Origin of the sequence: Gordonia hankookensis, assembly GCF_014673215.1 — a bacterium.
Classification (GTDB): domain Bacteria; phylum Actinomycetota; class Actinomycetes; order Mycobacteriales; family Mycobacteriaceae; genus Gordonia; species Gordonia hankookensis.
Window position 1 is genome coordinate 438,608 of the sequence record NZ_JACWMS010000003.1, and the last position, 22,410, is coordinate 461,017.

The 22,410-nt window shown below is 66.5% G+C and carries 22 protein-coding genes; 12 read left to right on the forward strand and 10 right to left on the reverse strand.

Features of this window, described 5'->3' with window-relative positions; translation table 11 throughout:
• Window positions 1–2 precede the first annotated feature (2 nt).
• Both IDF66_RS16495 and IDF66_RS16500 read left to right on the forward strand, forming a co-directional pair.
• On the forward strand, window positions 3–1,202 hold the full coding sequence (locus tag IDF66_RS16495; protein WP_164306873.1) for a MaoC family dehydratase: 1,200 nt from the start codon (window positions 3–5) through the stop codon (window positions 1,200–1,202).
• Window positions 1,203–1,238: 36 nt separating this feature from the next.
• Window positions 1,239–2,936, forward strand: coding sequence for a class I adenylate-forming enzyme family protein (locus IDF66_RS16500; RefSeq protein WP_190267782.1), 1,698 nt, complete (start codon window positions 1,239–1,241; stop codon window positions 2,934–2,936).
• Here IDF66_RS16500 and IDF66_RS16505 read toward each other — a convergent pair whose 3' ends face one another.
• The 5 genes from IDF66_RS16505 to IDF66_RS16525 are packed head-to-tail and all read right to left on the reverse strand — an operon-like array spanning window position 2,937 to window position 8,104.
• The gene (locus IDF66_RS16505) at window positions 2,937–4,010 is read right to left on the reverse strand and encodes an acyl-CoA dehydrogenase family protein (protein ID WP_190267783.1); all 1,074 of its coding nucleotides are present in this window, start codon (window positions 4,008–4,010) and stop codon (window positions 2,937–2,939) included.
• Window positions 4,010–5,215 carry an acyl-CoA dehydrogenase family protein gene (locus tag IDF66_RS16510; protein ID WP_190267784.1) on the reverse strand — a complete coding sequence of 402 codons (1,206 nt, stop codon included), beginning with the start codon at window positions 5,213–5,215 and terminating at the stop codon, window positions 4,010–4,012. Before IDF66_RS16510 ends, IDF66_RS16505 begins: the two co-directional genes overlap by 1 nt.
• Window positions 5,212–5,994, reverse strand: coding sequence for an enoyl-CoA hydratase/isomerase family protein (locus IDF66_RS16515; RefSeq protein ID WP_190267785.1), 783 nt, complete (start codon window positions 5,992–5,994; stop codon window positions 5,212–5,214). Before IDF66_RS16515 ends, IDF66_RS16510 begins: the two co-directional genes overlap by 4 nt.
• Window positions 5,991–6,962: an acyl-CoA dehydrogenase family protein gene (locus IDF66_RS16520; protein ID WP_190267786.1), complete on the reverse strand. Its 972-nt coding sequence runs from the start codon at window positions 6,960–6,962 to the stop codon at window positions 5,991–5,993. Before IDF66_RS16520 ends, IDF66_RS16515 begins: the two co-directional genes overlap by 4 nt.
• Window positions 6,959–8,104 (reverse strand): acyl-CoA dehydrogenase family protein, encoded by a 1,146-nt coding sequence (locus IDF66_RS16525; RefSeq protein WP_190267787.1) that lies wholly within the window; start codon window positions 8,102–8,104, stop codon window positions 6,959–6,961. Before IDF66_RS16525 ends, IDF66_RS16520 begins: the two co-directional genes overlap by 4 nt.
• Window positions 8,105–8,206: 102 nt before the next feature.
• Between IDF66_RS16525 and IDF66_RS24060 the strand changes: the two genes are divergently transcribed.
• The gene (locus tag IDF66_RS24060) at window positions 8,207–9,010 is read left to right on the forward strand and encodes a FadR/GntR family transcriptional regulator (RefSeq protein WP_164306866.1); all 804 of its coding nucleotides are present in this window, start codon (window positions 8,207–8,209) and stop codon (window positions 9,008–9,010) included.
• An 11-nt stretch (window positions 9,011–9,021) separates the two neighbouring features.
• Here the strand turns inward: IDF66_RS24060 and IDF66_RS16535 are convergent, their stop codons facing one another.
• Complete coding sequence (locus IDF66_RS16535) at window positions 9,022–9,600, reverse strand: hypothetical protein (RefSeq protein ID WP_190267788.1); 579 nt, start codon at window positions 9,598–9,600, stop codon at window positions 9,022–9,024.
• A gap of 84 nt (window positions 9,601–9,684) precedes the next feature.
• Between IDF66_RS16535 and arsC the strand changes: the two genes are divergently transcribed.
• Window positions 9,685–10,026 carry an arsenate reductase (glutaredoxin) gene (gene arsC, locus IDF66_RS16540; RefSeq protein ID WP_164306864.1) on the forward strand — a complete coding sequence of 114 codons (342 nt, stop codon included), beginning with the start codon at window positions 9,685–9,687 and terminating at the stop codon, window positions 10,024–10,026.
• 133 nt (window positions 10,027–10,159) lie between these two features.
• Window positions 10,160–12,001, forward strand: a complete 1,842-nt coding sequence (asnB, locus tag IDF66_RS16545; protein ID WP_164306863.1) for an asparagine synthase (glutamine-hydrolyzing) — start codon at window positions 10,160–10,162, stop codon at window positions 11,999–12,001.
• Window positions 12,002–12,010: 9 nt separating this feature from the next.
• Here the strand turns inward: asnB and IDF66_RS16550 are convergent, their stop codons facing one another.
• A complete protein-coding gene (locus tag IDF66_RS16550) occupies window positions 12,011–12,454 on the reverse strand; it encodes a limonene-1,2-epoxide hydrolase family protein (RefSeq protein WP_190267789.1) in 444 nt (147 codons plus the stop codon).
• Window positions 12,455–12,741: 287 nt separating this feature from the next.
• Here IDF66_RS16550 and IDF66_RS16555 point away from each other — a divergent pair, with 287 nt between their 5' ends.
• The 3 genes from IDF66_RS16555 to IDF66_RS16565 all read left to right on the forward strand — a co-directional run bounded on the left by IDF66_RS16555 (window position 12,742) and on the right by IDF66_RS16565 (window position 15,197).
• Window positions 12,742–13,386: a 50S ribosomal protein L25/general stress protein Ctc gene (locus tag IDF66_RS16555; RefSeq protein ID WP_164306861.1), complete on the forward strand. Its 645-nt coding sequence runs from the start codon at window positions 12,742–12,744 to the stop codon at window positions 13,384–13,386.
• Window positions 13,387–13,406: 20 nt separating this feature from the next.
• On the forward strand, window positions 13,407–13,973 hold the full coding sequence (pth, locus tag IDF66_RS16560; protein WP_190267790.1) for an aminoacyl-tRNA hydrolase: 567 nt from the start codon (window positions 13,407–13,409) through the stop codon (window positions 13,971–13,973).
• 204 nt (window positions 13,974–14,177) lie between these two features.
• Window positions 14,178–15,197: a beta-ketoacyl-ACP synthase 3 gene (locus tag IDF66_RS16565; RefSeq protein ID WP_344870566.1), complete on the forward strand. Its 1,020-nt coding sequence runs from the start codon at window positions 14,178–14,180 to the stop codon at window positions 15,195–15,197.
• A 5-nt stretch (window positions 15,198–15,202) separates the two neighbouring features.
• Here the strand turns inward: IDF66_RS16565 and IDF66_RS16570 are convergent, their stop codons facing one another.
• On the reverse strand, window positions 15,203–15,964 hold the full coding sequence (locus IDF66_RS16570; RefSeq protein WP_190267792.1) for an ABC transporter permease: 762 nt from the start codon (window positions 15,962–15,964) through the stop codon (window positions 15,203–15,205).
• The gene (locus IDF66_RS16575; protein ID WP_164306857.1) at window positions 15,961–16,998 is read right to left on the reverse strand and encodes an ATP-binding cassette domain-containing protein; all 1,038 of its coding nucleotides are present in this window, start codon (window positions 16,996–16,998) and stop codon (window positions 15,961–15,963) included. The genes IDF66_RS16570 and IDF66_RS16575 overlap by 4 nt, the downstream gene beginning before the upstream one ends.
• A 226-nt stretch (window positions 16,999–17,224) precedes the next feature.
• Between IDF66_RS16575 and IDF66_RS16580 the strand changes: the two genes are divergently transcribed.
• The gene (locus IDF66_RS16580; protein WP_190267793.1) at window positions 17,225–17,893 is read left to right on the forward strand and encodes a PadR family transcriptional regulator; all 669 of its coding nucleotides are present in this window, start codon (window positions 17,225–17,227) and stop codon (window positions 17,891–17,893) included.
• A 51-nt stretch (window positions 17,894–17,944) separates the two neighbouring features.
• Entirely contained in the window at window positions 17,945–18,961 is a 1,017-nt protein-coding gene (locus tag IDF66_RS16585) for a beta-ketoacyl-ACP synthase III (protein ID WP_164306855.1), read from the forward strand.
• 39 nt (window positions 18,962–19,000) lie between these two features.
• On the opposite strand, the gene IDF66_RS16590 is transcribed toward IDF66_RS16585, so the two are convergent.
• Window positions 19,001–19,870, reverse strand: coding sequence for a type IV toxin-antitoxin system AbiEi family antitoxin domain-containing protein (locus IDF66_RS16590; protein WP_317628736.1), 870 nt, complete (start codon window positions 19,868–19,870; stop codon window positions 19,001–19,003).
• A gap of 134 nt (window positions 19,871–20,004) precedes the next feature.
• Here IDF66_RS16590 and IDF66_RS16595 point away from each other — a divergent pair, with 134 nt between their 5' ends.
• Window positions 20,005–21,612 (forward strand): peptide chain release factor 3, encoded by a 1,608-nt coding sequence (locus IDF66_RS16595; RefSeq protein ID WP_164306854.1) that lies wholly within the window; start codon window positions 20,005–20,007, stop codon window positions 21,610–21,612.
• A 4-nt stretch (window positions 21,613–21,616) separates the two neighbouring features.
• On the forward strand, window positions 21,617–22,405 hold the full coding sequence (locus IDF66_RS16600; protein ID WP_223309716.1) for a hypothetical protein: 789 nt from the start codon (window positions 21,617–21,619) through the stop codon (window positions 22,403–22,405).
• The last annotated feature ends 5 nt before the right edge of the window (window positions 22,406–22,410 follow it).

Sequence of the window (22,410 nt, forward strand, 5' to 3'; positions counted from 1 at the left end):
CGTTGAGCAGCACGACCGAACCGAAGACCGAGACCACCGAGCTCGATCTGTCCGACGTCGACCATCGGGTCGGCAAGCCGATCGGCGGTGGGCAGCTGTGGGATCCGTGCAGCACGTCCGACATCCGCCGGTGGGCCATGGCGATGGACAACCCGAACCCGATCCACTGGAACGAGGAGTTCGCTCGGGAATCCCGGTACGGCGGCATCATCGCGCCCCAGTCCATCGCGGTGGCACTGGATTACGGCCACGGGGCGGCACCCGCCTGTGTCGGGCACATCCCCAACAGCCACCTGATCTTCGGCGGTGAGGAGTGGTGGTTCTACGGCACGCCGGTACGGCCGGGCGACAAGCTGTTCCAGGAACGCCGCTTTCACGACTACAAGGTCGCGGACACCAAGTTCGCAGGGCCGACGATGTTCTCCCGTGGTGACACCACCCACACCAATCAGCACGGCGCCCTGGTGGCGCGCGAACGCTCGACGGCGATCCGTTACCTCACCGCCGAGGCCACCAAGCGCGGTATGTACGACAACCAGGTCGGCGTCGTCAAGAAGTGGACCAATGACGAACTGATCGAGCTCGAGGCGCTGCGACGCGAGTGGCTGCTGTCGAATCGCCTGGGGGTGTCGCCGCGGTTCGACGAGGTGAAGGTCGGCGACACATTGCCCCGCCGGGTGATCGGGCCGCACAGCATCGCGTCGTTCACCACCGAGTACCGCGCGTTCCTGTTCAACATCTGGGGAACGTTCGAATGGGTTGCGCCCGAGGGGATCGACGACCCGTGGGTCTACCAGGATCCGGGCTGGGGCGAGGGCTTCGGGTTCGACGAAGAGGACGCGAAGATCGATCCGCGCAAGCGGGACGGGCTCTATGTCGGGCCGTCCCGGGGCCACATCGACGCCGAGAAGGCGGGCGAGGTCGGTATGGCGCGCGCCTACGGGTATGGCGCGACGATGGGTGCGTGGTGCACCGACTTCCTCGCCAACTGGGCGGGCTACGACGGCATGGTCCGGCACACCAAGGCGGACTTCCGGGCTCCGGCCTTCGAGGGCGACGTGACCTACTTCGACGCCGAGGTCATCGACAAGCAGCCCGAGTCCGACTGGGGGGTCCCGCTCGTCCAGATCAAGTTGAAGCTCACCAATCAGGACGGCGCCGGCCTGGTGTCGTGTACCGCCGAAGTCGAACTGCCGCGCTGAGTCGGCATCACACCCGTCATCCAAGCGAGGTCAGCCATGAGCACCCCGTCCATCGACGTTGCGCCGTCGGTCGCCACAGGTCCCCCACTCGATGACGAACCCGGCCTCGGAACCCTCACGCTGCCAGGTTTTCTCCGCGAGGTGACCGAGAAGTTCGGCGACCGGGAGGCCCTCGTCATGCGGACGGATCAGGGTGCGGTCCGCTGGTCCTACACGGATCTGTGGGAACGGTCGATCGAGGTGGCACGCGCACTCCGCGCCCGCGGCGTGGGCAAGGACAGTCGTGTCGGCGTGCTGATGACCAACCGCGCCGAATGGCTCTCCGCCGTCTTCGGGACCTCACTGGCCGGCGGTGTCGCAGTCACGCTCAGCACCTTCTCGACCCCTGCCGAACTCGATCACCTGCTCAAGGTGTCCGCTGTCTCGGTGCTCTTGTTCGAGCGCAGGGTCGGGAGAACCGATCTCGCCGAGGTCCTCTCCGAGCTGGAACCACAGCTCGAGACCGCGACGCCGGGGACAATGCGGTCGACGACATATCCGTTCCTCACCTACGTGGCGACGGTCGGCGACGTCACCGGACATGTCGGCATCGACGACTGGGAGTCCTTCCTGGCGCTCGGGGGCGACGAACCACGCGAACTGATCGAGTCGACCGCGGCGACCACCCGGCCCAGCGACACCGCGGTTCTGTTCTTCTCGTCGGGTTCGACGAGCCGCCCCAAGGGAATCGTCAGCGCGCATCGTGGCGTCACGATCCAGATGTGGCGATTCCGCCGCATGTACGGACTCACTCCCGACGACAACGTGCGATGCTGGTCCGCCAACGGCTTCTTCTGGTCCGGGAACTTCGGAATGGCCCTCGGCTCCACACTGGCCTGTGGCGGGTCGCTCGTGCTGCAGTCGATGTTCGACGCGCCCGGGGCGCTGGAGCTGATGGAGTCCGAGAAGGTGAACTTCCCGTTGGCCTGGCCCCACCAGTGGGCCGCACTCGAGGCCGCACCGAATTGGGAATCGGTCGATCTGAGCAGTCTGCGATTCGTCGACCGCAACACCGCGCTCGCACGACACGCGACCGTGTCCACCGACTACACCGAGCCCGGGCATGCGTACGGAAACACCGAGACCTTCACCATCACAACGTGCTTCGCAGCGAACACGCCGGATGATGTGATCGGCGGCAGCAGCGGCGAGCCGCTGCCGGGAAACACCGTGAAGATCGTCGACGCGTTGCACGGCGACACGGTCCCGGTCGGCGAACGCGGCGAGATCTGTGTCAAGGGACCGACTCTCATGCTCGGCTACCTCGGGACGCCGCTGGCCGAGACCCTGGACGACGAGGGCTTCTTCCACACCGGCGACGGCGGATACCTCGACGACTCCGGCCGGCTGTTTTGGGAAGGCCGCCTCACCGACATCATCAAGACCGGCGGCGCCAACGTGTCCCCACTCGAGGTGGACGAGGTACTGGTCGCACATCCGGGCGTGAAGGTCACCCGCACCGTGGGTGTTCCGCACGACACCCTCGGCGAGGTGGTGGTGGCGTGCATCGTGCCCCACGCAGACGCCGACCTCGAATCCGAGGGCATCCGCAGCTACCTGCGCGAGAAGCTGGCAAGTTACAAGGTCCCACGCCATGTGCTGTTCTTCGACGACGGCGAGATCAGCCTGACCGGGAGCGCGAAGATCAAGTCGAGCGACCTTCGCGACCTTGCGACCAAGCGCCTGTCGACCTGATCAATATCGTTGCGCAATCCGCGCGCGATGGCGGGCGGGCGACCCGTACAACGTCCGATTCAGCGTCGCGCGTTTGAGATACACGTGAACGCCACTCTCCCAGGTGTATCCCATCCCACCGTGCAATTGCATGGCCTTGCCTGCGATCCGCACCGCCATCTCGCCGGTGAAGGACGCGGCCATGGCGACCGCGAGCGACGACCCCGGTGAGCCGTCGCTCACCTTCCGGACCGCGGAGCCGACCAGCCCGCGCGCCACCGTCACGTCGACGAGCATGTCGGCACAGGCATGCTTGACGGCTTGGAACGACCCGATCTTCCGTCCGAACTGTTCACGCACCCCGGCGTAGGCGACGGTCGCCTCGACCATCGCCTCGGCCAGACCGAGGCTGTCACACGCCACGGCCGTCGCCGCCCGATCGCACAGCAGCACTGCGGCATCGACACCCTCGCGGTAGTGCCACACCGAATCGTCGTCGACGCGCACATCCGCCGCGGTGACCCGCCCGAAGCTCCGTGTGGCGTCGACCACCGGTCGCGCCTCCACGTTCACGCCGCCGCCCCGCGGGTCGACATCGACGATCACCGTCTCCCCTGTCGACGTGACCGCCGGGACCAGGAGTCGATCGGCATCGGGAGCACCGAGGACGAAGTTCACCTCGCCACCGAGCACCAGACCGTCCGAGGTGCCGTCGAGGTGAAACGTGCTGCCGTCCGGACGGTCGGCGTCGAGCGCGAGGACCGGCACCACGTCACCCGACACGGTCTGCCGGAGCAGCCGGTCCCTCCGGTCGCAGGGCTCCAGCGCCCCGAGGGCGCCGACGGCCAGTCCGGCGACCGCCGGATACGGGCCGCTCGCCGCCGCCCGGCCCATCTCCCGCAGGACAACCGACACCTCCGCGAAGGTGGCGTCGGCACCGTCGTGGGATGCGGGCACCTCGAGTCCGAGCCACCCCGAACCCGCGATCAGATGCCAATCCACCGCTGTGCCGGATGACCTGGTGGACAACACGTCCCGAGCCACCGCGGAGAGTTCGTCGTGGAGTTCGGCGAGTTCGTCGGCCCGCGTCGACATCAGATTCCCTTCGGTTCACGGGGCAGACCGAGGCCACGCTCCCCGATGATGGTGCGTTGGATCTCGCTGGTCCCGCCCGGGATGGTCCACTCCCACGACCCGATGAAATCGAGGACCCAGGTTCCCGATTCCCATCCGCTCGACAGCGGTTTGCGCAACTGTGTCTGAGCGTCGAGACCACCGATCTCGGCCCCGAGATCCATCACCCGCTGGAGGAGTTCGCTGTAATACAGCTTGACGATGGAGGCGTCTGCCGGCCCACTGTGATCGGCGACGAACTCCGCGCACAGCAGGCGGAGACCGGTGATCTCGGTCTCGAGCGCCGCAAGGCGATCGGCCACCCGTGAATCATCCAGCGGCCGTGTGCCGTCCGGCCCGGGGTGACGGCAGAGGTCGACAAGCCACGGGAAGCCGCCGTGGCCGAGGCGCTCGGCGAGTTCGAGCATCGTCATCCCTCGTTCGGCGCCGAGGGTCTCCTGCGCCACCCGCCAGCCCTCGTTCTCGGGGCCGACGAGCTGCGTCGCGGGGATCTCGACGTCGTTGAGGAAGATCTCACAGAAATGCGATTCCCCGGTGGCCTGACGGATCGGCCGGACGTCGATGCCGGGTGCGGCCATGTCGAGCAGAAAGTACGAGATCCCTTGACGCTTGGGCGCTTCGGGGTCGGTACGCGCGAGGAGCAGACACCAGTCCGCGTGCAGCGCACCGCTGGCCCAGAGCTTCTGACCGTTCACCAGGTAGTGATCGCCGACCCGGCGAGCCGATGTCGACAGTGCCGCCATGTCCGAGCCGGCCCCTGGCTCGGAGAAGCCCTGACACCAGATCTCACCGTCGAGAATCGCGGGCAGGTGCCGCGAGCGCTGCTCGTCGGTCCCGGCCGCGAGCAAGGTGGACGCGGCATGGTGAATCGAGACGAACGGAAGGACCAGACGTGGCGCATCATGCGCTGCCAGCTCCTGGTAGAGCACCACCTGATCGGCGACGGACATCCCGCCACCCCACTCCTTCGGCCAGTGCGGCACGGCGTACCCCGCTCTGGCCAGTGTGGCGAACCAGTCCTTCTGAAAGGCCACGAATGTCTCGGCGGACGCCCCGGTCTGCGCGGTTCGCCAGTCGTTCGGCACGTGTACGCGGCACCACTCGCGGACCTCGGACCGAAAACCCTCGGGCCCCTGATCACAAACCACCGACGCCGACTGTGTCATCGGCGCGCCGCCCGGGCCGCCATTGCCTGCAAGCGTTCCCGATGCTCATCGGACACCATGGTGACCACCTCGGCCGCGAAACCCGCCTGCAGGGGACCCCCGAGTGCCTGAGACAGATGCATGTTGACGATGCGCTTGGTGCTCTGCAGCGCCTCCCGCGGCTGGGCGGCGAGGCGAGTGGCCAGGGCGCGCGCCTGCGCCATGAGTTCGTCGCCTGGCGTCACCCGTGTCGCGAGTCCCAGTTCGACGGCGGTCGACGCCGGGATCCGGTCACCGGTGTAGAGGTATTCCCGTGACCTCAGAATGGGTGTCAGCAACGGCCAGAAGGCCGCTCCGCCGTCACCGGCGACCAATCCGACCGCAACGTGCGGGTCGGCGAGATATGCACTCTCCGAGATCAGCACGACGTCACAGAGCACGGCCATACTGCAACCGAGGCCCACGGCCGGCCCGTTGACCGCGGCGATCACCGGCAGCGGGAATCTCAGCATCTCGTCGATGATCTCGGCGCCCTCACGGATGCTGTCGTCGCGCGCGACCGGATCGTCGAGGAAGGATCTGATCCAGCCGAGATCGCCTCCGGCACTGAACGCCCGCCCCGATCCGGTGAGGATGACGACGGCCGCTTCGCGGTCGGCGGCGAGTTGTCGCCAGACGTTGGCCAGTGCCCAGTGCAGCGACTTGTTGACCGCACCGAGCTCGCCGGGGCGATTGATCGTCACCACGCGGATCGGCCCGTCGCTCTGAACCGTCAGTTCGTCGGGAAGATCGTAGGTCATGGTGCCACCGACTCCCGGGTCGTCGTCGATTCCGCAGTGCCACCGAACAACCCGGTCAGACCACGTCGGCCGAGATTGCGGGTGAGCGCCTCACCCGTTGCCGAGAGGCCGAGCGGCAGCCGACGCAACGGAAGGCTGTGGCGCGACAACCACGACAGCCTGGTCTCGTCGCAGAAGCCGGTGGCGCCGTGCAGTTGATGCGCGATACGGAACACTGTGTCGGCGGCCTCGATGGCCGCCAGGCGCAGCGCGAGTGCATCGTCGACGGCCTCCGGGTGATCCGACTCGATACTCCACAGCGCATACTTCGCGAGGACCTCGACGCCGGCCCGCTCCACCTCGGCGTCGGTCAGCTGGAACTGGACACCCTGCAACTTCGCCAGCGGACGACCGAATTGTTCACGTAGGAGAACGTGGCTGCGGGTGAGTTCCATTGCGCGGTCGAGCATCCCCAGCAGAGTCCAGATCGGCAGGGTCAGTCCGAGAGCGATGTCGGCGGTCCCGTCGTCGTCTAGCGGGTCCAGCACCAGCCCGGTGACGAAGCCCGACGTGCGCGGCGATCGCTCCGGCGGCCGCGCGAGCGCGATACTGCGCCGACCGGACAGAGTCACCGTCGCCAGCCGGATGTCGAGATCGGCGACGGGCGCCGCGGGGTCGTGATCGGACACCACCACGAGCCCGTCGACGTCGAGGTCCTTCGGCCCCGCGAGCCGTTCGGCGACCGGGTAGGGCACCGCCCAGTAACCCGCACTACGACAGAGCGCGGCGGCTGCCTCGAGTTCGTCGGCGTCACCACGAGGGTCGAGCTCCCAGGCCCCGAGTTCGGCGAGAACGGGCTCCACGACGGCGCGGCGCCCTCGTGGATCACGCTCCGCATCCTCGACGATCCGGTCACCGCCTGCCGACGCGAAGGCTCCCAGCGCTGCCACGCCGTAGTCGATCGCCTCGGCGCTCAGATCGATGTTCACGAGGCCGCCACCAGGTCTCGGGCCAACAGGATTCGCTGCATCTCGATGCTCCCGGACGACACGGTCGCCGCCTGCGAGTAGCCCCAGTGATCCTCCACGTCGAGGCGGAAACGCTCGACACCCGGGTCGCCCGCCGTGTATGCGGCGATCTCCGCGAGGACGTCGGCACTCGACTGGTCCAGTGTGGTGACGGCGATCCGGTAGAGCGCGGAGTCGCCCGGGCGCACCCGCCCCTCGGCCTGCATCGACACGACCCGGTATGCGAGCAGTCGAGCCCGCCGACACCGCACCAACTCGCGGGCCCACCGCGTCCGGAGATCGGATGGCAGTGCCTCCCAACGGTCGCCGAGCACCTCCGGCGCCTGCTGCAGCAGGAGCTCACATCGGGCGTAGCGGGCGATACCCACACGCTCGAAGGACAGCACCTCCTGCACCACCGACCAGCCGTCGTCGACGGTGCCCAGGACGTTGGCCTCGGTCACCTGGAGTTCGTCGAAGAAGACCTCGTTGAGGTGATGCGGCCCCAACATCGATCGGATCGGCCGGACCTCGATGGCCGGGTCGGACATGGGGACCAGGAACACTGTCAGCCCCTGCTGTCTGCGCTCCCCGGTCGAGGTGCGCGCCAGCAGAAAGCACCATTGCGCCATCGTGGCGTACGACGTCCAGATCTTCTGTCCGGAGATCCGCCACCCGTCGCCTTCTCGTCGAGCCGCGGTCCGCAGCGACGCCAGGTCGGACCCCGACCCCGGCTCGCTGAACCCCTGACACCAGATCACCTCGCCTCGGGCGATCGGCGGCAGGTGCTGTCGTCGCTGGTCGTCGGTGCCGTGTCGCATGATCGTTGGCCCCACCCAGTTGACGCCCATGTACTGGGCACCACGGGGCTCGTGGTGCGCCCACATCTCCTCGCGGACGACGGTCTGCTCCCACACCGAGGCTCCCCGTCCACCGAACTCCTCCGGCCACGCCAGACACAGCAGACCGCGGTCGGCCAGGAATCGGCAGAAGTCCTGGGCGATGCGGAGGTCGTCCGGATCGTCGGTGAAGGCGCCACGGAAATCGGCCGGCACGCGCTCGGCGATCAGTGAGCGCAACTGGTCACGGAGTCCGGTCGCCGCTTCGCCCATCGTGAAGTCCATGCCGGGCACATTACTTCAATCATAATAAGGATTGGAATACTTGAATGGTAAAGATGCCCTGCAGTAGATTAGACTCGGCCGCATGAACGAATCGCGGCCCGCGTGACGACGATCAGGAACGGTCGTGTTCCGCAACGGCGGATCGCCGAGACCGTCGCTGCCGAGCTTCGCGACCTCATCCTGGATGTCGAGGACTACCGACTGCCCACACAGGAACAACTCGTCAAGGATTTCGGGGTCAGTTATCCCTCGATCCGGGAGGCCTTGAGGATACTGGAGACCGAAGGCCTGGTGACGGTCCGACGCGGCAATGTCGGTGGCGCCGACGTCCACCGCCCGGACGAGACATCGGCCGCCTACCATCTCGGACTCTCACTTCAGGCCGGAAAGGTCACGCTCCGCGACCTCGCGGATGGACTGCGGATGCTCGAGCCGCTGTGCGCCGCCGAATGCGCCAAACGATCGGATCGCGCCGAGGTGGTGGTCCCCGCGCTCACCGCCGCGATCGACTCGTCGATCGGCCTGGTCACCGACGGCGTGGAGTTCACCCACACCGCACGCGATTTCCACGATCTGGTCGTCTCGTTCGCACCCAACGCGACCATCCGTTACGCCGTCGGCAGCTATGTCGCACTGTGGTCGGCCCAGGAAGAGGCATGGGCCGAAGCCCGCACCCGACACGGCGAGTACCCCTCACAACTGGAGGCCGAGGAGGCGGTTCGCGCCCACCGGCGGCTGGTCGACGAGATCGCCGCCGGAAACGCCGCCGAGGCCGAGCGCCTGGCGCGTGCACACCTGGCCGCCACCCAGTCGCTGGTGCTCGAGCGGTACGGCGATCGGATCGTGAACGCGTCGGCGGCGATGTCGCGGCAGGCCATCCATCCCGGGCGGCGTTCCCGCATCTAGGCGACGTGCAGTCAGTCCGGATCCCGTCGCCGGTCGCGCGCTCGCACGCGCCACCACATGATCGCCCCCGGTAGAGCCACCAGGGCCGCGAGGGCGACGAACACGCCGACAACCGCGGGCGCCGGTTCGCGCGCCGCGTTCGGCGCGTAGGGCGCGATCGCCGGCCCGCCGTACCGCACCACATCGGCCGCGGTGACACCGCTGTTGTCGCACAACGAAGCACCCCGATCCCCGTCGGCACCGACCACCCCGCCCGGGGGTCGCCCGAGAACGAGCAGGCGTTCGGCGCCGAGCCGCAGCTCCATCCCACACCCCGCCGCCGACGACGCCGTCACCACGGTGATCGTCTGCGGGACCTTCTGCTTGTGGCTCTCCCGCACCCGGAATCGATACCGGACCGCCGAGCCGTCCACGGAGCGGGACTCCGGCGTACCCACGACGATCGCCGACGCGTCGTCGATGACGGAGGCTGCGGGGCGTGGCGCACACGAACATGCCCACGCCTGCCCCGGCGATGCCGCGAGGACGCCCAGCACTGCGCCGACGATCAGCACGATCCGGACGCCGGTCAGTCGGGAGGTGACGCGCACACCGCAACGATAGCCGGACGATTCGGTCCCCCGATCGCACAGCGTGCGACCGGATCGACCTGACCAGCCGGTATCGTCAACGGCGTGGACGCGACGATTTATCACAACCCGAAGTGCTCGACTTCCCGCAAGGCGCTGGAGAAGCTCCGCGACGCCGGGATCGAACCCACCGTCGTCAAGTATCTCGATCAGCCATACACCCGCGAACAGCTGACCCGGCTGATCTCCGATGCCGGTCTGACCGCCCGCGACGCGGTCCGCAAACGCGAATCGCTCTACAAAGAACTCGATCTCGGTTCGTTGCCCGAAGACAAGCTGCTCACCGAGATGGTCCAGCACCCGATTCTCGTCGAGCGACCATTCGTGGTGACCGACAAGGGAACTCGACTTGCCCGACCGGTGGACAGACTCGACGAGATTCTCTGACACCCGCCGACCCGACCTTTCGGACATTCCTCGCGAGAGCGAAAAGACGCGTCGTCCTTCAGATTAGTTCCGTGTTACAACGGAATTGCGAATTTATTTAGCACTGCTAATCACTGAAGGTGGGACGCGTTTCATGTGCGGAATAACCGGCTGGGTGGGTTACACCCACGAGATGGCAAGCAAGAAGAACATTCTCGACGAGATGACTGCGACGATGAGCGATCGCGGTCCGGACGACGTGGGGACCTACGTCGACCGACACGTCGGCCTCGGCCACCGTCGGCTCGCGATCATCGATCTGCCGATGGGGCGGCAGCCGATGGTCGCGAACACACCGTCCGGCGACGTCGCGATCGTCTACAGCGGCGAGACCTACAACTTCCGCGAACTCCGTGGGCAGCTGGCCACCGCCGGTCACGAGTTCCACACCGAGAGTGACACCGAGGTGGTGCTGCACGGCTATCTCGAGTGGGGCACCGAAGTGGTGGATCGATTGAACGGCATGTACGCCTTCGCGATCTGGGACGGCCGAACCGAGCAGCTCGTCATGGTGCGGGATCGACTGGGCATCAAGCCCTTCTACTATTCGCAGACCGACGACGGCGTGGTGTTCGGTTCGGAACCCAAGGCGATCCTGGCGAATCCGCTGGTGCCGCACACCGTGGACGCCGATGGATTCCGGGAACTCTTCGCGGTCACCAAGGCGCCCGGATGGTCGATGTGGAAGCACATCCGCGAGGTCGAGCCGGGCACTGTCGTCACGGTCTCACGCGATGGCTGCGCCACCCGGACCTATTGGTCGCTGCCTGCGCACGAGCACACCCACGACGTCGACGAGACCGTCGACCACGTCCGTGAGCTGATGACCGACATCGTGAACCGGCAACTGATCGCCGACGTCCCGCGATGCGTATTGCTCTCCGGCGGCTTGGATTCGAGCGCACTCACCGGTCTCGCCGCCGCCCACCTCGGCGAAGAAGGCCGTCGCGTACACAGCTATGCGGTCGATTTCGTCAACCAGGAGGAGAACTTCCGGCCCGACGAGATGCGGGACACTCCCGACTCGCCGTATGTCCGTGACGTCGCAACGCATGTGGGGTCGATGCACCGCGACGTCATGCTCGATCCCGCGGATCTCACCGATCCCGCCGTGCGCAGGGCGGTCATCGGAGCCCGCGACATCCCGGCAGGCCTCGGAGACATGGACAGCTCGCTCTACCTGTTGTTCAAGGCGATCCGGGCCGAATCGACGGTCGCCCTGTCCGGAGAATCGGCAGATGAGGTGTTCGGCGGCTACCGGTGGTTCTTCGATGAGAGCTCACGCAACGCCGAGACCTTCCCATGGCTGGCGTTCGGCAGTGCGCTCACGCGTTCGCGTTACGCCATGCTCACTCCCGAGATGCAGCAGATCCTCGACATCGACTCCTACGTCGACGACCAGTACGCGACCGCCCTCGCAGCGATCCCGACCGTCGACGGTGAATCGTCGGAGGAACGCCGGATGCGGGTCATCTGCCACCTCCACCTCACCCGCTTCGTCCGAATGCTGCTGGACCGCAAGGACCGCGCATCCATGGCGGTCGGTCTCGAGGTACGTGTCCCGTTCTGCGATCACCGGCTCGTCGAGTACGTCTACAACACGCCATGGGCGTTCAAGACCTTCGACGGTCGGGAGAAGAGTCTGCTGCGTCATGCGACGAAACACGTCCTACCGCAGTCAGTGGTCGATCGGACCAAGAGCCCATACCCGTCGACCCAGGACCTCAAGTACACCATCACACTGCAGCAGCAGCTCGACGACATCGCCGCCGAGAGGGGCCATCAGGTGTTCGATCTCGTCGACCGCCGCGCCGTCAAGGCCATGACGGCAGAGTCCGCCGACGATGTGTCGCCCGAGGTCCGTACCCAGATGGATCGGGTGCTCGATCTCTACCACTGGATCGAGATGTACTCACCCGACCTGCAGGTCGCCTGACTCCGACGGCTACGCGGTGAGTGATCGCGCGGGCAGAGGCCTCTGCACAGGCGGGATCACCACCGCGACCAGTCCCTTCACCAGGCCCTTGGTCATGTCCCAGTAGTCGAAGTAGTCCCGCCACACCGTGATGCGCCCTTCGCCGATCTCGAATCGACCGCACACCCAGAACTGCATGACGACGCGGCCGATCCGCAGTTCGTCGACGCGTTCGGTGAGGACCACCGGGCCGTCGGCGGAGACATTGACCATCCGGTAGTTGAAACCGGCCCACGAGAGGTTGTCGAGTCCACCGAATATCTTGGCCACCTTGCGTTTACCGTGGACGGTCGGCGTCGAGACATTGGTGTAGGCGATGTTCTCGTCCACGTTCTCGAGAGCGGCCGCCGAGTCTCCCCGTGCCAACGCGTCAAGGAACTCGGTGACGATGTCGATCGGTGTTCGTGAGGTCATGGGGCCAGTATGCCTGTGACGACATGCCTGTGACGCGGGGTTACGGGAACACCTTTCCGACCTGCGGTACGGACACCGGGCACGATGTGACATCGGCCGTGGCCATCGACTATTCTTTCCTGCGTTGTCTCGGCGAGGGTGAGCGATCACCGTTATCGGCGCGATCATCGCGGACTCCTCCGCGGGCATCTGAAGGCCCGCCGGATGGTTCGGGGTCGATGTCGCTCGCCGCGACCCACCCACCGAACCACCGCGGTTCGCCCGAACCGCCGAACGAGGAGAATCACATGGCTACTCAGACCGCAAAGCTGACGGTCACCACCCGCACCGAGAAGGGCAAGGGCGCCGCCCGTCGTGCCCGCCGCGAGGGCAACGTACCCGCCGTGCTCTACGGCCACGGCACCGATCCGCAGCACCTCAATCTCCCGGCGCTGGAGCTCGCGGCGATCCTGCGTAACACCGGCACCAACTCGATCATCGACCTCGACATCGAGGGCACCAGCCAGCTCGCGCTGACCAAGCAGATCGATGTGCACCCGATCCGTAACTACATCGAGCACGTCGACCTCCTGGTGATCCGTCGCGGCGAGAAGGTGACCGTCGAGGTCTACATCGTCGTCGAGGGCGACGCCGCCCCGGGCACCCTGGTCACCCAGGACGCCAGCTACATCGAGATCGAGGCCGACGCGCTCTCGATCCCCGAGCAGTTCGTCGTCAGCGTCGAGGGCGTCGAGCCGGGCAACGCGGTCCACGCATCCGACCTGGACCTGCCCGAGGGTGTCACGCTGATCTCCGATCCGGAGACGCTCATCGTCGCCGTCAACGAGGCGCCGACCGCCTCGCAGCTCGAGGACGAGGCCGAAGAGGCCGGCGCGGAGACCCCGGGCACCGAAGAAGAGGCGGAGGCCCCTGCCGAAGAAGCGGCAGAGTGATCCTCTTTCACAACTGATCAGTGAAACTGATTGTCGGGCTGGGCAACCCCGGCCCGAAATACGAGAAGACGAGGCACAACATCGGTGCGATGGTCGCCGATGGCCTCGTCGCCTCGGCCGGCGAGCGGTGGAAGCTGCACAAGAAGTCGGGCGCGCAGGTCGCGCCCGTCACCGTCGCCGGCCACCAGGCCCTCGTCGCGAAACCCCGGGTCTACATGAACGAGGCCGGGCGCCAGATCGGACCCCTGGCCAAGTTCTACTCGGTCGCGCCGGGTGACCTGATCGTGCTGCACGACGAACTCGACATCGACGTCGGTCTGGTCAGGCTCAAGCAAGGCGGTGGTGAGGGCGGCCACAACGGTCTGCGATCCATCAGCCAATCGATCGGGTCACGTGACTATCTCCGGGTCCGACTCGGCATCGGCCGACCACCCGGCCGACAGGACCCGGCCGATTTCGTTCTGAAGCCCTTTCCGTCGGCCGCTCGTACCGATGTCGAGTTGCTGATCGCGCATGGCATCGACGCCACCGAGATGCTGATCTCACGCGGCCTGGAGGCCGCGCAGAACGTCGTCCACACCTGGTGAGCGGGCAGCCCGCGCACACCCGGTGGTCCCCTTGTGCGGGGACTCGCACCCGGAGATCGGCGTCGAATCGGATACGGGATCGCAAAGGCGACGAAAGCTTTCTTACTTCTCGGTAATGAAGGCCTACAATTTCAGTCGATCGACCGACGAGGGATGGAGACAGCGGTGGGAATTGCGGCGAGAAGCGGGCACCAGAACGTCGCGATGCTGGGCATCGGCGCGTATCGACCTCAGCGGTTGGTGACCAACGACGAGGTGTGCGAGAAGCTCGATTCGAGCGACGAGTGGATCTTCGAGCGCAGCGGCATCCGGAATCGTCGCTGGATCAGTGGCAATGAGACGGCCCGGTCGATGGCGGCCGCAGCCGCCGAACGGGCGATCCGCAACTCCGGAGTCGACAAGGAGAAGATCGGTGCCCTGATCCTGGCGACCAACAGCTGGAAGACCAAGATCCCGCACGGTGGGCCGATCGTGGCCTTCGACATCGGACTCAACGGCATCCCCGCCTACGACGTCGCGGCGGGCTGCGGCGGCTTCGGCTATGGGCTCGGAATCGCGGCGGACACCGTCCGCGCCGGCTCCGCCGAGTACGTGCTCGTCGTCGGGGTGGAGACGATGTCGGTCGTCATGGAGCCCACCGACCGCAACACCGCATTCATCTTCGGTGACGGCGCAGGGGCCGTCGTCGTGGGGCCGAGCGACGAGAACGGGATCTCGCCGACCGTCTGGGGCAGCGATGGCGAGAACGCCGAGGCGATCGGTCAGAACTGGGACATCCCCGAGTACATGGACCGCGCCGAACAGTTCCAGCACAAGGACCCCGAATCCGAGCCGGTCGGCCGGATGTTCGTCACGATGCAGGGTCCGCGGGTGTTCCGCTGGGCTGCGATCACCCTGCCGAAAGCCCTGTCGACCGTGTTGGAGACCTCGGGTGTGGGTATCGACGACATCGAGGTCTTCGTGCCGCACCAGGCCAACGCGCGCATCAACGAACTGATGAAGAAGAACCTCGGGCTCGCCGACGACATCCCGATGGCCAACGACATCGAGAACACCGGCAACACGTCGGCGGCCTCGATCCCGCTGGCCATGGAGGAGATGCTCGCGAGCGGCAAGGCGAAGGGCGGGCAGACCGCACTGCTGCTCGGCTTCGGCGCCGGACTCAGCTACGCCGGGGCCGTCGTGACGCTTCCCCCGGCTCCGACGGAGAGCAGCCTCGACTGAGTCCGCTACGCATTCTCCTTGCGGAATACCGCTGTCCCCCACCAGGTTCCGAGTGCTCCCAGGATGATCGCGGTGATCAGCCCCCAGGCGACCGATGATGTCGCGATGTCGCCGGCGAACGAATCACGCACGCCGTCGACGACCCACTTGAACGGCATGAAGTCGCTCAGTTTCTGCAGCCAGGTGGGTCCGAGGGTCATCGGGAGCAGGATGCCCGACAGCAACAGCACGGGCATCATCACCATGTTGATGACCGGCGCCATCACGTCTTCGCTCTTGGTGGTGAGGGCCAGTGCATTCGACGCGGCCGCGCACGCGCCGCCGACGATCATGGTGATCAGGATGCCGACGACGATGCCGGTGAACGACCCGCGCATCCCCATGATCAGGCCGAGTACGACGAGGATGACCGCCTGTACGAACAGCTGGAGCACATCGCGCCACAGACGTCCTGTCAGCAACGCGGTGCGACTTGCCGGTGTGACGCGCTCGGCCTCGATGACACCTTCGCGCCACTCGCCGATCAGGCTGAACCCGGCAAAGAACGCGCCGAAGATCCCCAGCTGCACCAGAAGTCCGGGAACGAGGAAGGTGTAGGCGTTGTCGGCACCGCCGGGGAACTGGCTCACCAGCGGTGTGAGCAGCGGACCGAACAGCAATAGATAGAGGATCGGTTGCATGACGCCGATCAGCACCCACGCGGGGTTGCGCAGGTTCATCCGGATCTGACGACGGAACACGATGTTGCTCTCGCGGAGAAAGGTCATGACTGCGACACTCCTTGGACCGGCTCGTGGGCCGGAGATCCTTCGGCGACAACGGAATCGTCGGCCGGCTGTTCGTCCTGGGCGTCCCGGAGGGAACGACCGGTGAGGGTGAGGAAGACGTCGTCGAGGGTCGGTCGGATCACCTCGATCGAATCGAGGTTGATACCCGCGGCGTCGAACTCGCGGAGCAGGCCCGGCACCTCGCGACCCGCGCGACGGACCCGACCACGGACGTGGCGTCCATCGGTTTCCACATCACTGCCGATGGCACCGAGCTTCTCCGCGGAGACCGCGACCATCGCGTCGTCGGAGAGTTCGAGATCGACCAGATCGCCCGACACCGTGGCCTTGAGATTGTCGGCCGTGTCGGCGGCCACGATACGGCCGTTGTCGATGATGATGATGCGATCGGACAGCTCGTCGGCCTCGTCGAGATAGTGCGTGGTGAGGAAGACCGTGGCACCGGTGTCCGAGCGCAGTCGCCTGATGTGTTCCCACAGGTTGGCCCGCGCCTGCGGGTCGAGACCGGTGGTCGGCTCGTCCAGGAACACCAGGGTCGGATCGTGGACCAGGCCCATGACGATGTCGAGGCGACGCTTCTGTCCGCCGGACATGTTCTTGGGCATCCGATCCCAGAGGCCGTCGAGTTGTAGCTGCGTGAACAGGGCCTTGCCGCGGGCCCTGGCCGCGGAGCGCGTCATCCCGTAGAGCATCCCGTGGTCGACCACCTCGTCGCCTGCCTGGGCCTGACTGAAGGCACCGCCTGCCTGCGAGACATAGCCGATGCTGCGCCGCACCATGACCGAGTCCTTCACGACGTCATACCCGTTGACGGTGGCCGTCCCGGCCGTGGGCCGTAACAGCGTGGTCAGCATCCGAAGTGTGGTCGTCTTACCTGCACCGTTCGGACCGAGGAAGCCGACGACCTCCCCTTCCGCGATGTCGAGGTCCACGCCGTCGACGGCGCGGACCTCCCGCTTCTGTTTTCCACGGCCGGTGTGAAATGTCTGCACCAACCCGCGTGCATGGATCATGCCTGTCCCCTTCGCGTCCGCCGGAACTCCCGAGTCGCCACCGTTCGGATCTCCGACTGTTCAAGTTTGAACACTTTCGACTATTCCAATCTGTACGTCGGAAGTCAACGGCGAGATCCGACGCTCGCAGCTCAGAGAGGCTGACTTGCCTCACCTCGAGGATTCATCGAATCGAGGACAACAACGGTCCTGGTACGCGCGCGGATCTGGACCTACCCTCGTGGGCATGGCAGCGACGACCACTCGATTACTGCTCCTCGGCGCCGTTGCCCTCTTCGAGCCGGTGAACGGCTACCAGATCCGGCGCGAACTCATGTCCTGGCAGGTCGATCAGTGGGCCAATGTCAATCCCGGCTCGATCTATCACGGCCTCGGCGGGCTCGTGACCGATGGTCTCGCCGTCCGCCACGACCTCACCGACGGCGCGCGCGACGTCGCGGTCTATGAGCTCACCGACGGCGGTCGCGCCGAGTTCGACCGACTGCTGACCGACGCGGTCGTCACGGTCAATGTGTTCGACCGTCGCGAGTTCCACGCCGCATTCGGCATGTTGCCCATGCTCGGCCAGGAGAAGGCTCTCGAACTCCTCGCGCACCGCCGCCGGGCCCTCGACGCCGCAGTGATCGAGTTCCCGGTCGACGGCCGGGCCGAGGACCACCCGCACGTCCCGCCACACGCCTTGCGCGGATTGCAGCTGTGGGGTGCCGAGGCCCGGGCCGAGCTGCTCTGGCTGAACGGCGTCATCGAGGACCTGCGATCGGGACGGCTCGACCTGAGCTCCGAGGGCTGGACGCCGCCCGCCGACGATCCCGGCCACCAGATGACCGCCGACCGCGATCGATATCGCGAGATGATCGGCCAGCGGCAGCCCGCGCGCAACGCTACTTCCCAGTAGGGCGCCGATGTGAGACGGTCTATGGCGGGTCGCATAGCGAAAGGGACACTCATGGCTGTCATTGCAGACACTGCCGGGATCAACAACATCGGCATGCTCGGCATCGGCGCGTACCGCCCCGAGCGGGTGGTCACCAACGACGAGATCTGCGAGCAGATCGATTCCTCCGACGAGTGGATCTACACCCGCACCGGGATCAAGACGCGACGCTTCGCGCGGCGCGACGAGACCGTGATGGAGATGTCGGTCAACGCCGGCCGCAAGGCCATCGCCAATGCGCTGCTCTCGGGATCCGATATCGACGCCGTGATCCTGGCGACCAACACCCACCTCTTGCTGACCCCCGCAGGCGCCACCAAGGTCGCGACCGAGCTCGGCGCCAACGGCGTCCCGTCCTTCGACATCACGGTCGGCTGCGCCGGCTTCGGTTACGGCATGGCCGTTGCGTCGGACATGATCCGCGGCGGCAGTGCGACACATGTCCTCGTCATCGGCGCCGAACAGCTGTCGATCACGATGGACATGACCGACCGCACCAACTGCTTCATCTTCGGCGACGGCGCGGGTGCCGTCGTCGTCGGGCCGACCGAGGATCAGCAGCTCGGTCCTGTGATCTGGGGCAGCGACGGTTCGCAGTTCAACGCGATCCGCCAGGACATCGACTGGGTGACCTTCCTCGACAGCGACCGCACCCAGCGCCCGTACCTGCGCATGGAGGGCACCGCGGTGTTCCGATGGGCTGCCTTCGAGATGGGCAAGGTCGCCCAGCGCGCCCTCGACGCGGCGAAGGTCGGCGCCGAGGATCTGGACGTCTTCGTCCCGCACCAGGCGAACTCGCGCATCAACGACCTGCTCGCCAAGAACCTGAAACTGCGCGAAGGTACCGTCGTCGCCAACGACATCGAGCACACCGGCAACACCTCCGCGGCATCGATCCCGCTGGCGATGGAGGAACTGTTGTCGACCGGCGCCGCGAAGCCCGGCGAGACGGCTCTGCTCCTCGGCTACGGCGCCGGGCTCAGCTATGCGTCGCAGGTCGTCAAACTGCCGCCTGTTCCGTTCGAGTGATCTGTCCGTTGAATCCTGCGCCGGTATCAGGCACAGGATTCAACCCACGACTGCACCCACCTGGGCCACCACCTCCCCACCCCTGCTCGTGATGTCGTCCCAGGTGAAGTTCAGCGCATTCCAGCCTGCCGCGATCCACGCGTTTCGCTTCGTCCGGTCACGCTGAAACGTCTTCGCGTCCCGGTGGTGCGCGGACCCATCGATCTCGACGACCACCCGCTTCTCGTCGAAGACGAAGTCGGCCAGATGGCCACACACCTCCGTGTTCGCGCGCCAGCCCGTGATCCCGCCGGCCCGGAACAGGTCCACCGTCACCCGTTCGGCCTCCGACCGTGCACCCGACGCCAATACGGCCAACCGCCGGGAGGTTTCCGACGCACCTCTGCGTGACCTGTACCGCGCGTGGGCGGCCGACAGCTGCTCGAGCTTCACCTTTCTCAGCAGGAGGGCATCGTCGATGACCTTCGGACCACACTCGCCCGCGGCATCCAACACGGTCAATGCCACTCCGGTCACGAGCAGGCCCGCCACCTCGACAATGTCCACCGGATCGAGAGTCCGATGAGCGATTCTCACACCAGCGGGCGCTCGGGGATGACGCCCCCACGTCCCCGTGAACACGGTGATCTGGCTGGGAAATGTGTCGACGAGCCCGTGCCACCACGCCGCCGCACCGGCCCCCGACACCGCCGCAGGCCCCACCGAGAGCGTTGCCACACGCACCCGGGTGCGCGCATTTCGCTGATGATCGGAGGCCATGAACACGCCGGTCGTGACACGCAGCCATTCGCCGGAGGTGACGCGGCGCTGAATCCCCGATCGACTCAGGCCACATGCGAGCGCCTGCGCCGTCGTGATCACGCCGTCGTGCGATGCCAGGAACGCACTGATCCGGTCTCGTACTGTCACGGGGATTCGACGCATTCGCATCGACGGCGGTTCCCCTTGGGCGTGTTCGTTGAAGGTTGTGCCGGACCCGGGCACAACCTTCAACGAAGCGCAGGGTTTTGGCCTGGCCAGCGCCCGAACGGTAGCCTTCTCGAGTGAGTTCTGAAGCCGTCGCCCGCGAAGCGAGCCGCCGTCGCACCTTCGCGATCATCTCGCATCCGGACGCGGGCAAGTCGACGATGACCGAGGCGCTGGCGCTGCACGCCCGGATGATCAGCGAGGCAGGCGCCATCCACGGGAAGGCGGGCCGCAAGTCCACGGTCTCGGACTGGATGGAGATGGAGAAGGCCCGCGGCATCTCGGTCAGCTCCACCGCATTGCAGTTCAACTTCGTCGGCGAACACGGCCTCGACGACCTGCCCAACGTGATCAACCTGGTCGACACCCCGGGTCACGCCGACTTCTCCGAGGACACCTATCGCGTCCTCACCGCCGTCGATGCCGCCGTGATGCTCATCGACGCTGCTAAGGGACTCGAGCCACAGACGCTCAAGCTGTTCCAGGTATGCCGTCACCGGGGCATCCCGGTCATCACCGTCATCAACAAGTGGGACCGTCCCGGCCAGACCCCCCTCGAGCTGATCGACGAGATCACCGAGCGCATCGGCCTCACGCCGACACCGCTGCACTTCCCGGTGGGCATCGCCGGCGACTTCCGCGGCCTCCTGGACCGTCGCACCGGCGAGTACATCCGCTTCACCCGCACCGCCGGCGGCGCGAAGGTGGCCCCCGAGGAGATCATGGGTGCCGACGACGCGGCCGCGCGGGAGGGCGACGAGTGGACCACCGCCCTCGAGGAGAGCGAACTGCTCACCGAGATGGGCCAGGACCACGACCAGGAGATGTTCCTCGCCGGTCAGACATCACCGATGATCTTCGCGTCTGCGATGCTCAATTTCGGTGTGCGCCAGCTGCTCGAGACGCTGGTCGAACTCGCACCCCCGCCGACCGGGCGCGCGGACGTCGACGGCACCGTGCGTGAGGTCACCGAACCGTTCAGTGCGGTCGTGTTCAAGGTGCAGGCCGGGATGGACGCGAGTCATCGGGATCGCCTGGCGTACATGCGGATCGTCTCCGGCGAGTTCGAACGCGGCATGGTGGTGACCCACGCGCAGACCGGAAAACCGTTCGCCACCAAATATGCCCAGGCGGTCTTCGGTCGCGATCGGTCGACCGTGGACCAGGCCTACCCCGGCGATGTGGTCGGTCTCGTCAATGCGACGGCCCTCGCACCGGGCGACACCCTGTTCACCGATCCCCGGGTCCAGTTCCCCCCGATCCCGTCCTTTGCGCCGGAACACTTCTCGGCGCTGCGGGTGAACACGGCAGACAAGTACAAGCAGTTCCGCAAGGCGATGGACCAGCTCGACAGCGAGGGCGTGGTCCAGGTCCTGCGCAACGACCTGCGCGGCGACGCCTCCCCGGTCCTCGCTGCCGTCGGCCCGATGCAATTCGAGGTGGTCACCGCACGGATGAAGTCGGAGTTCAACGTCGCCACCACCATCGAGCCGCTCGGCTACAGCCTGGCACGACGTACCGACGCCGAGAGCGCGGCAGAACTCGGCCGGCAGCGCGGCGTAGAGGTCTTCACCCGCAGCGACGGTGCACTGCTGGCGCTGTTCAGTGACAAGTGGCGACTGCAGTACATCGAGAAGGAGCACCCCGACCTCACCCTCGAACCCCTTGTCGCAGCAGCGGACTGATTTCGTGGTGACCCCGACGGCCCGCCGCACCGCCTGGTTACTCGCGGCAACCGCGGCCGTGTCGGTCATCGCCGCCTGCGGCACCGGCGACAGCCACGACACGCCGACCTCATCGTCGGCGTCACCCACTCCAACCGCGTCCGCCCATCTGGACGCCGCCGAATGCAGCGAGACGCCCGAATCCGGCCGGATCGACCGCACCGGGGCCGACCTCGACTTCCGTTCCGGCGCACTACGAGTGGCGATGGTCGACTCCCCCGATACCGATCGGGGCAACCCCACGGGCACCCCGGCCTCGGCCGTGGTGGGCGACGGCGACACCGAGTGTCTCGGGTTCAGCAAGTGGGGTAATCCGCGCCCGGAAGTGCCGCCCGACACCCTGCTGTTCGCGTTCAAGGGACCTGGCACCGACGGCGCACAGGTCGAGTTCCTGGCAAGCGACCTCACCGGCGGTGTGCTGCCGCCGATCGGCTCCAGCCGGCCGACCGTCGGACCGTTGTCGAAACCGATCAACGCCGCGATCGGCGTCTCCGTGGACGGCGCCTACTACCACTCGAACTCGTGCCCGCTGACCATCACCGCGATGTCGTCGCGACGCGCGGCCGCGTCATTCACCTGTCAGCGGGCCACGCGCAACGACGCCAACCCGTTCGCGCCCGACGACGACGTCACCTATGACGCCGACGAATCGACGCCGGCATCACCAGGCAACCCCACCTCATCGACGACGCCCACCGCGATCGGCTCACCGCCCGGCGTCACCCTGTCCGGGTGGTTCGAACTGACACCGTGACACCG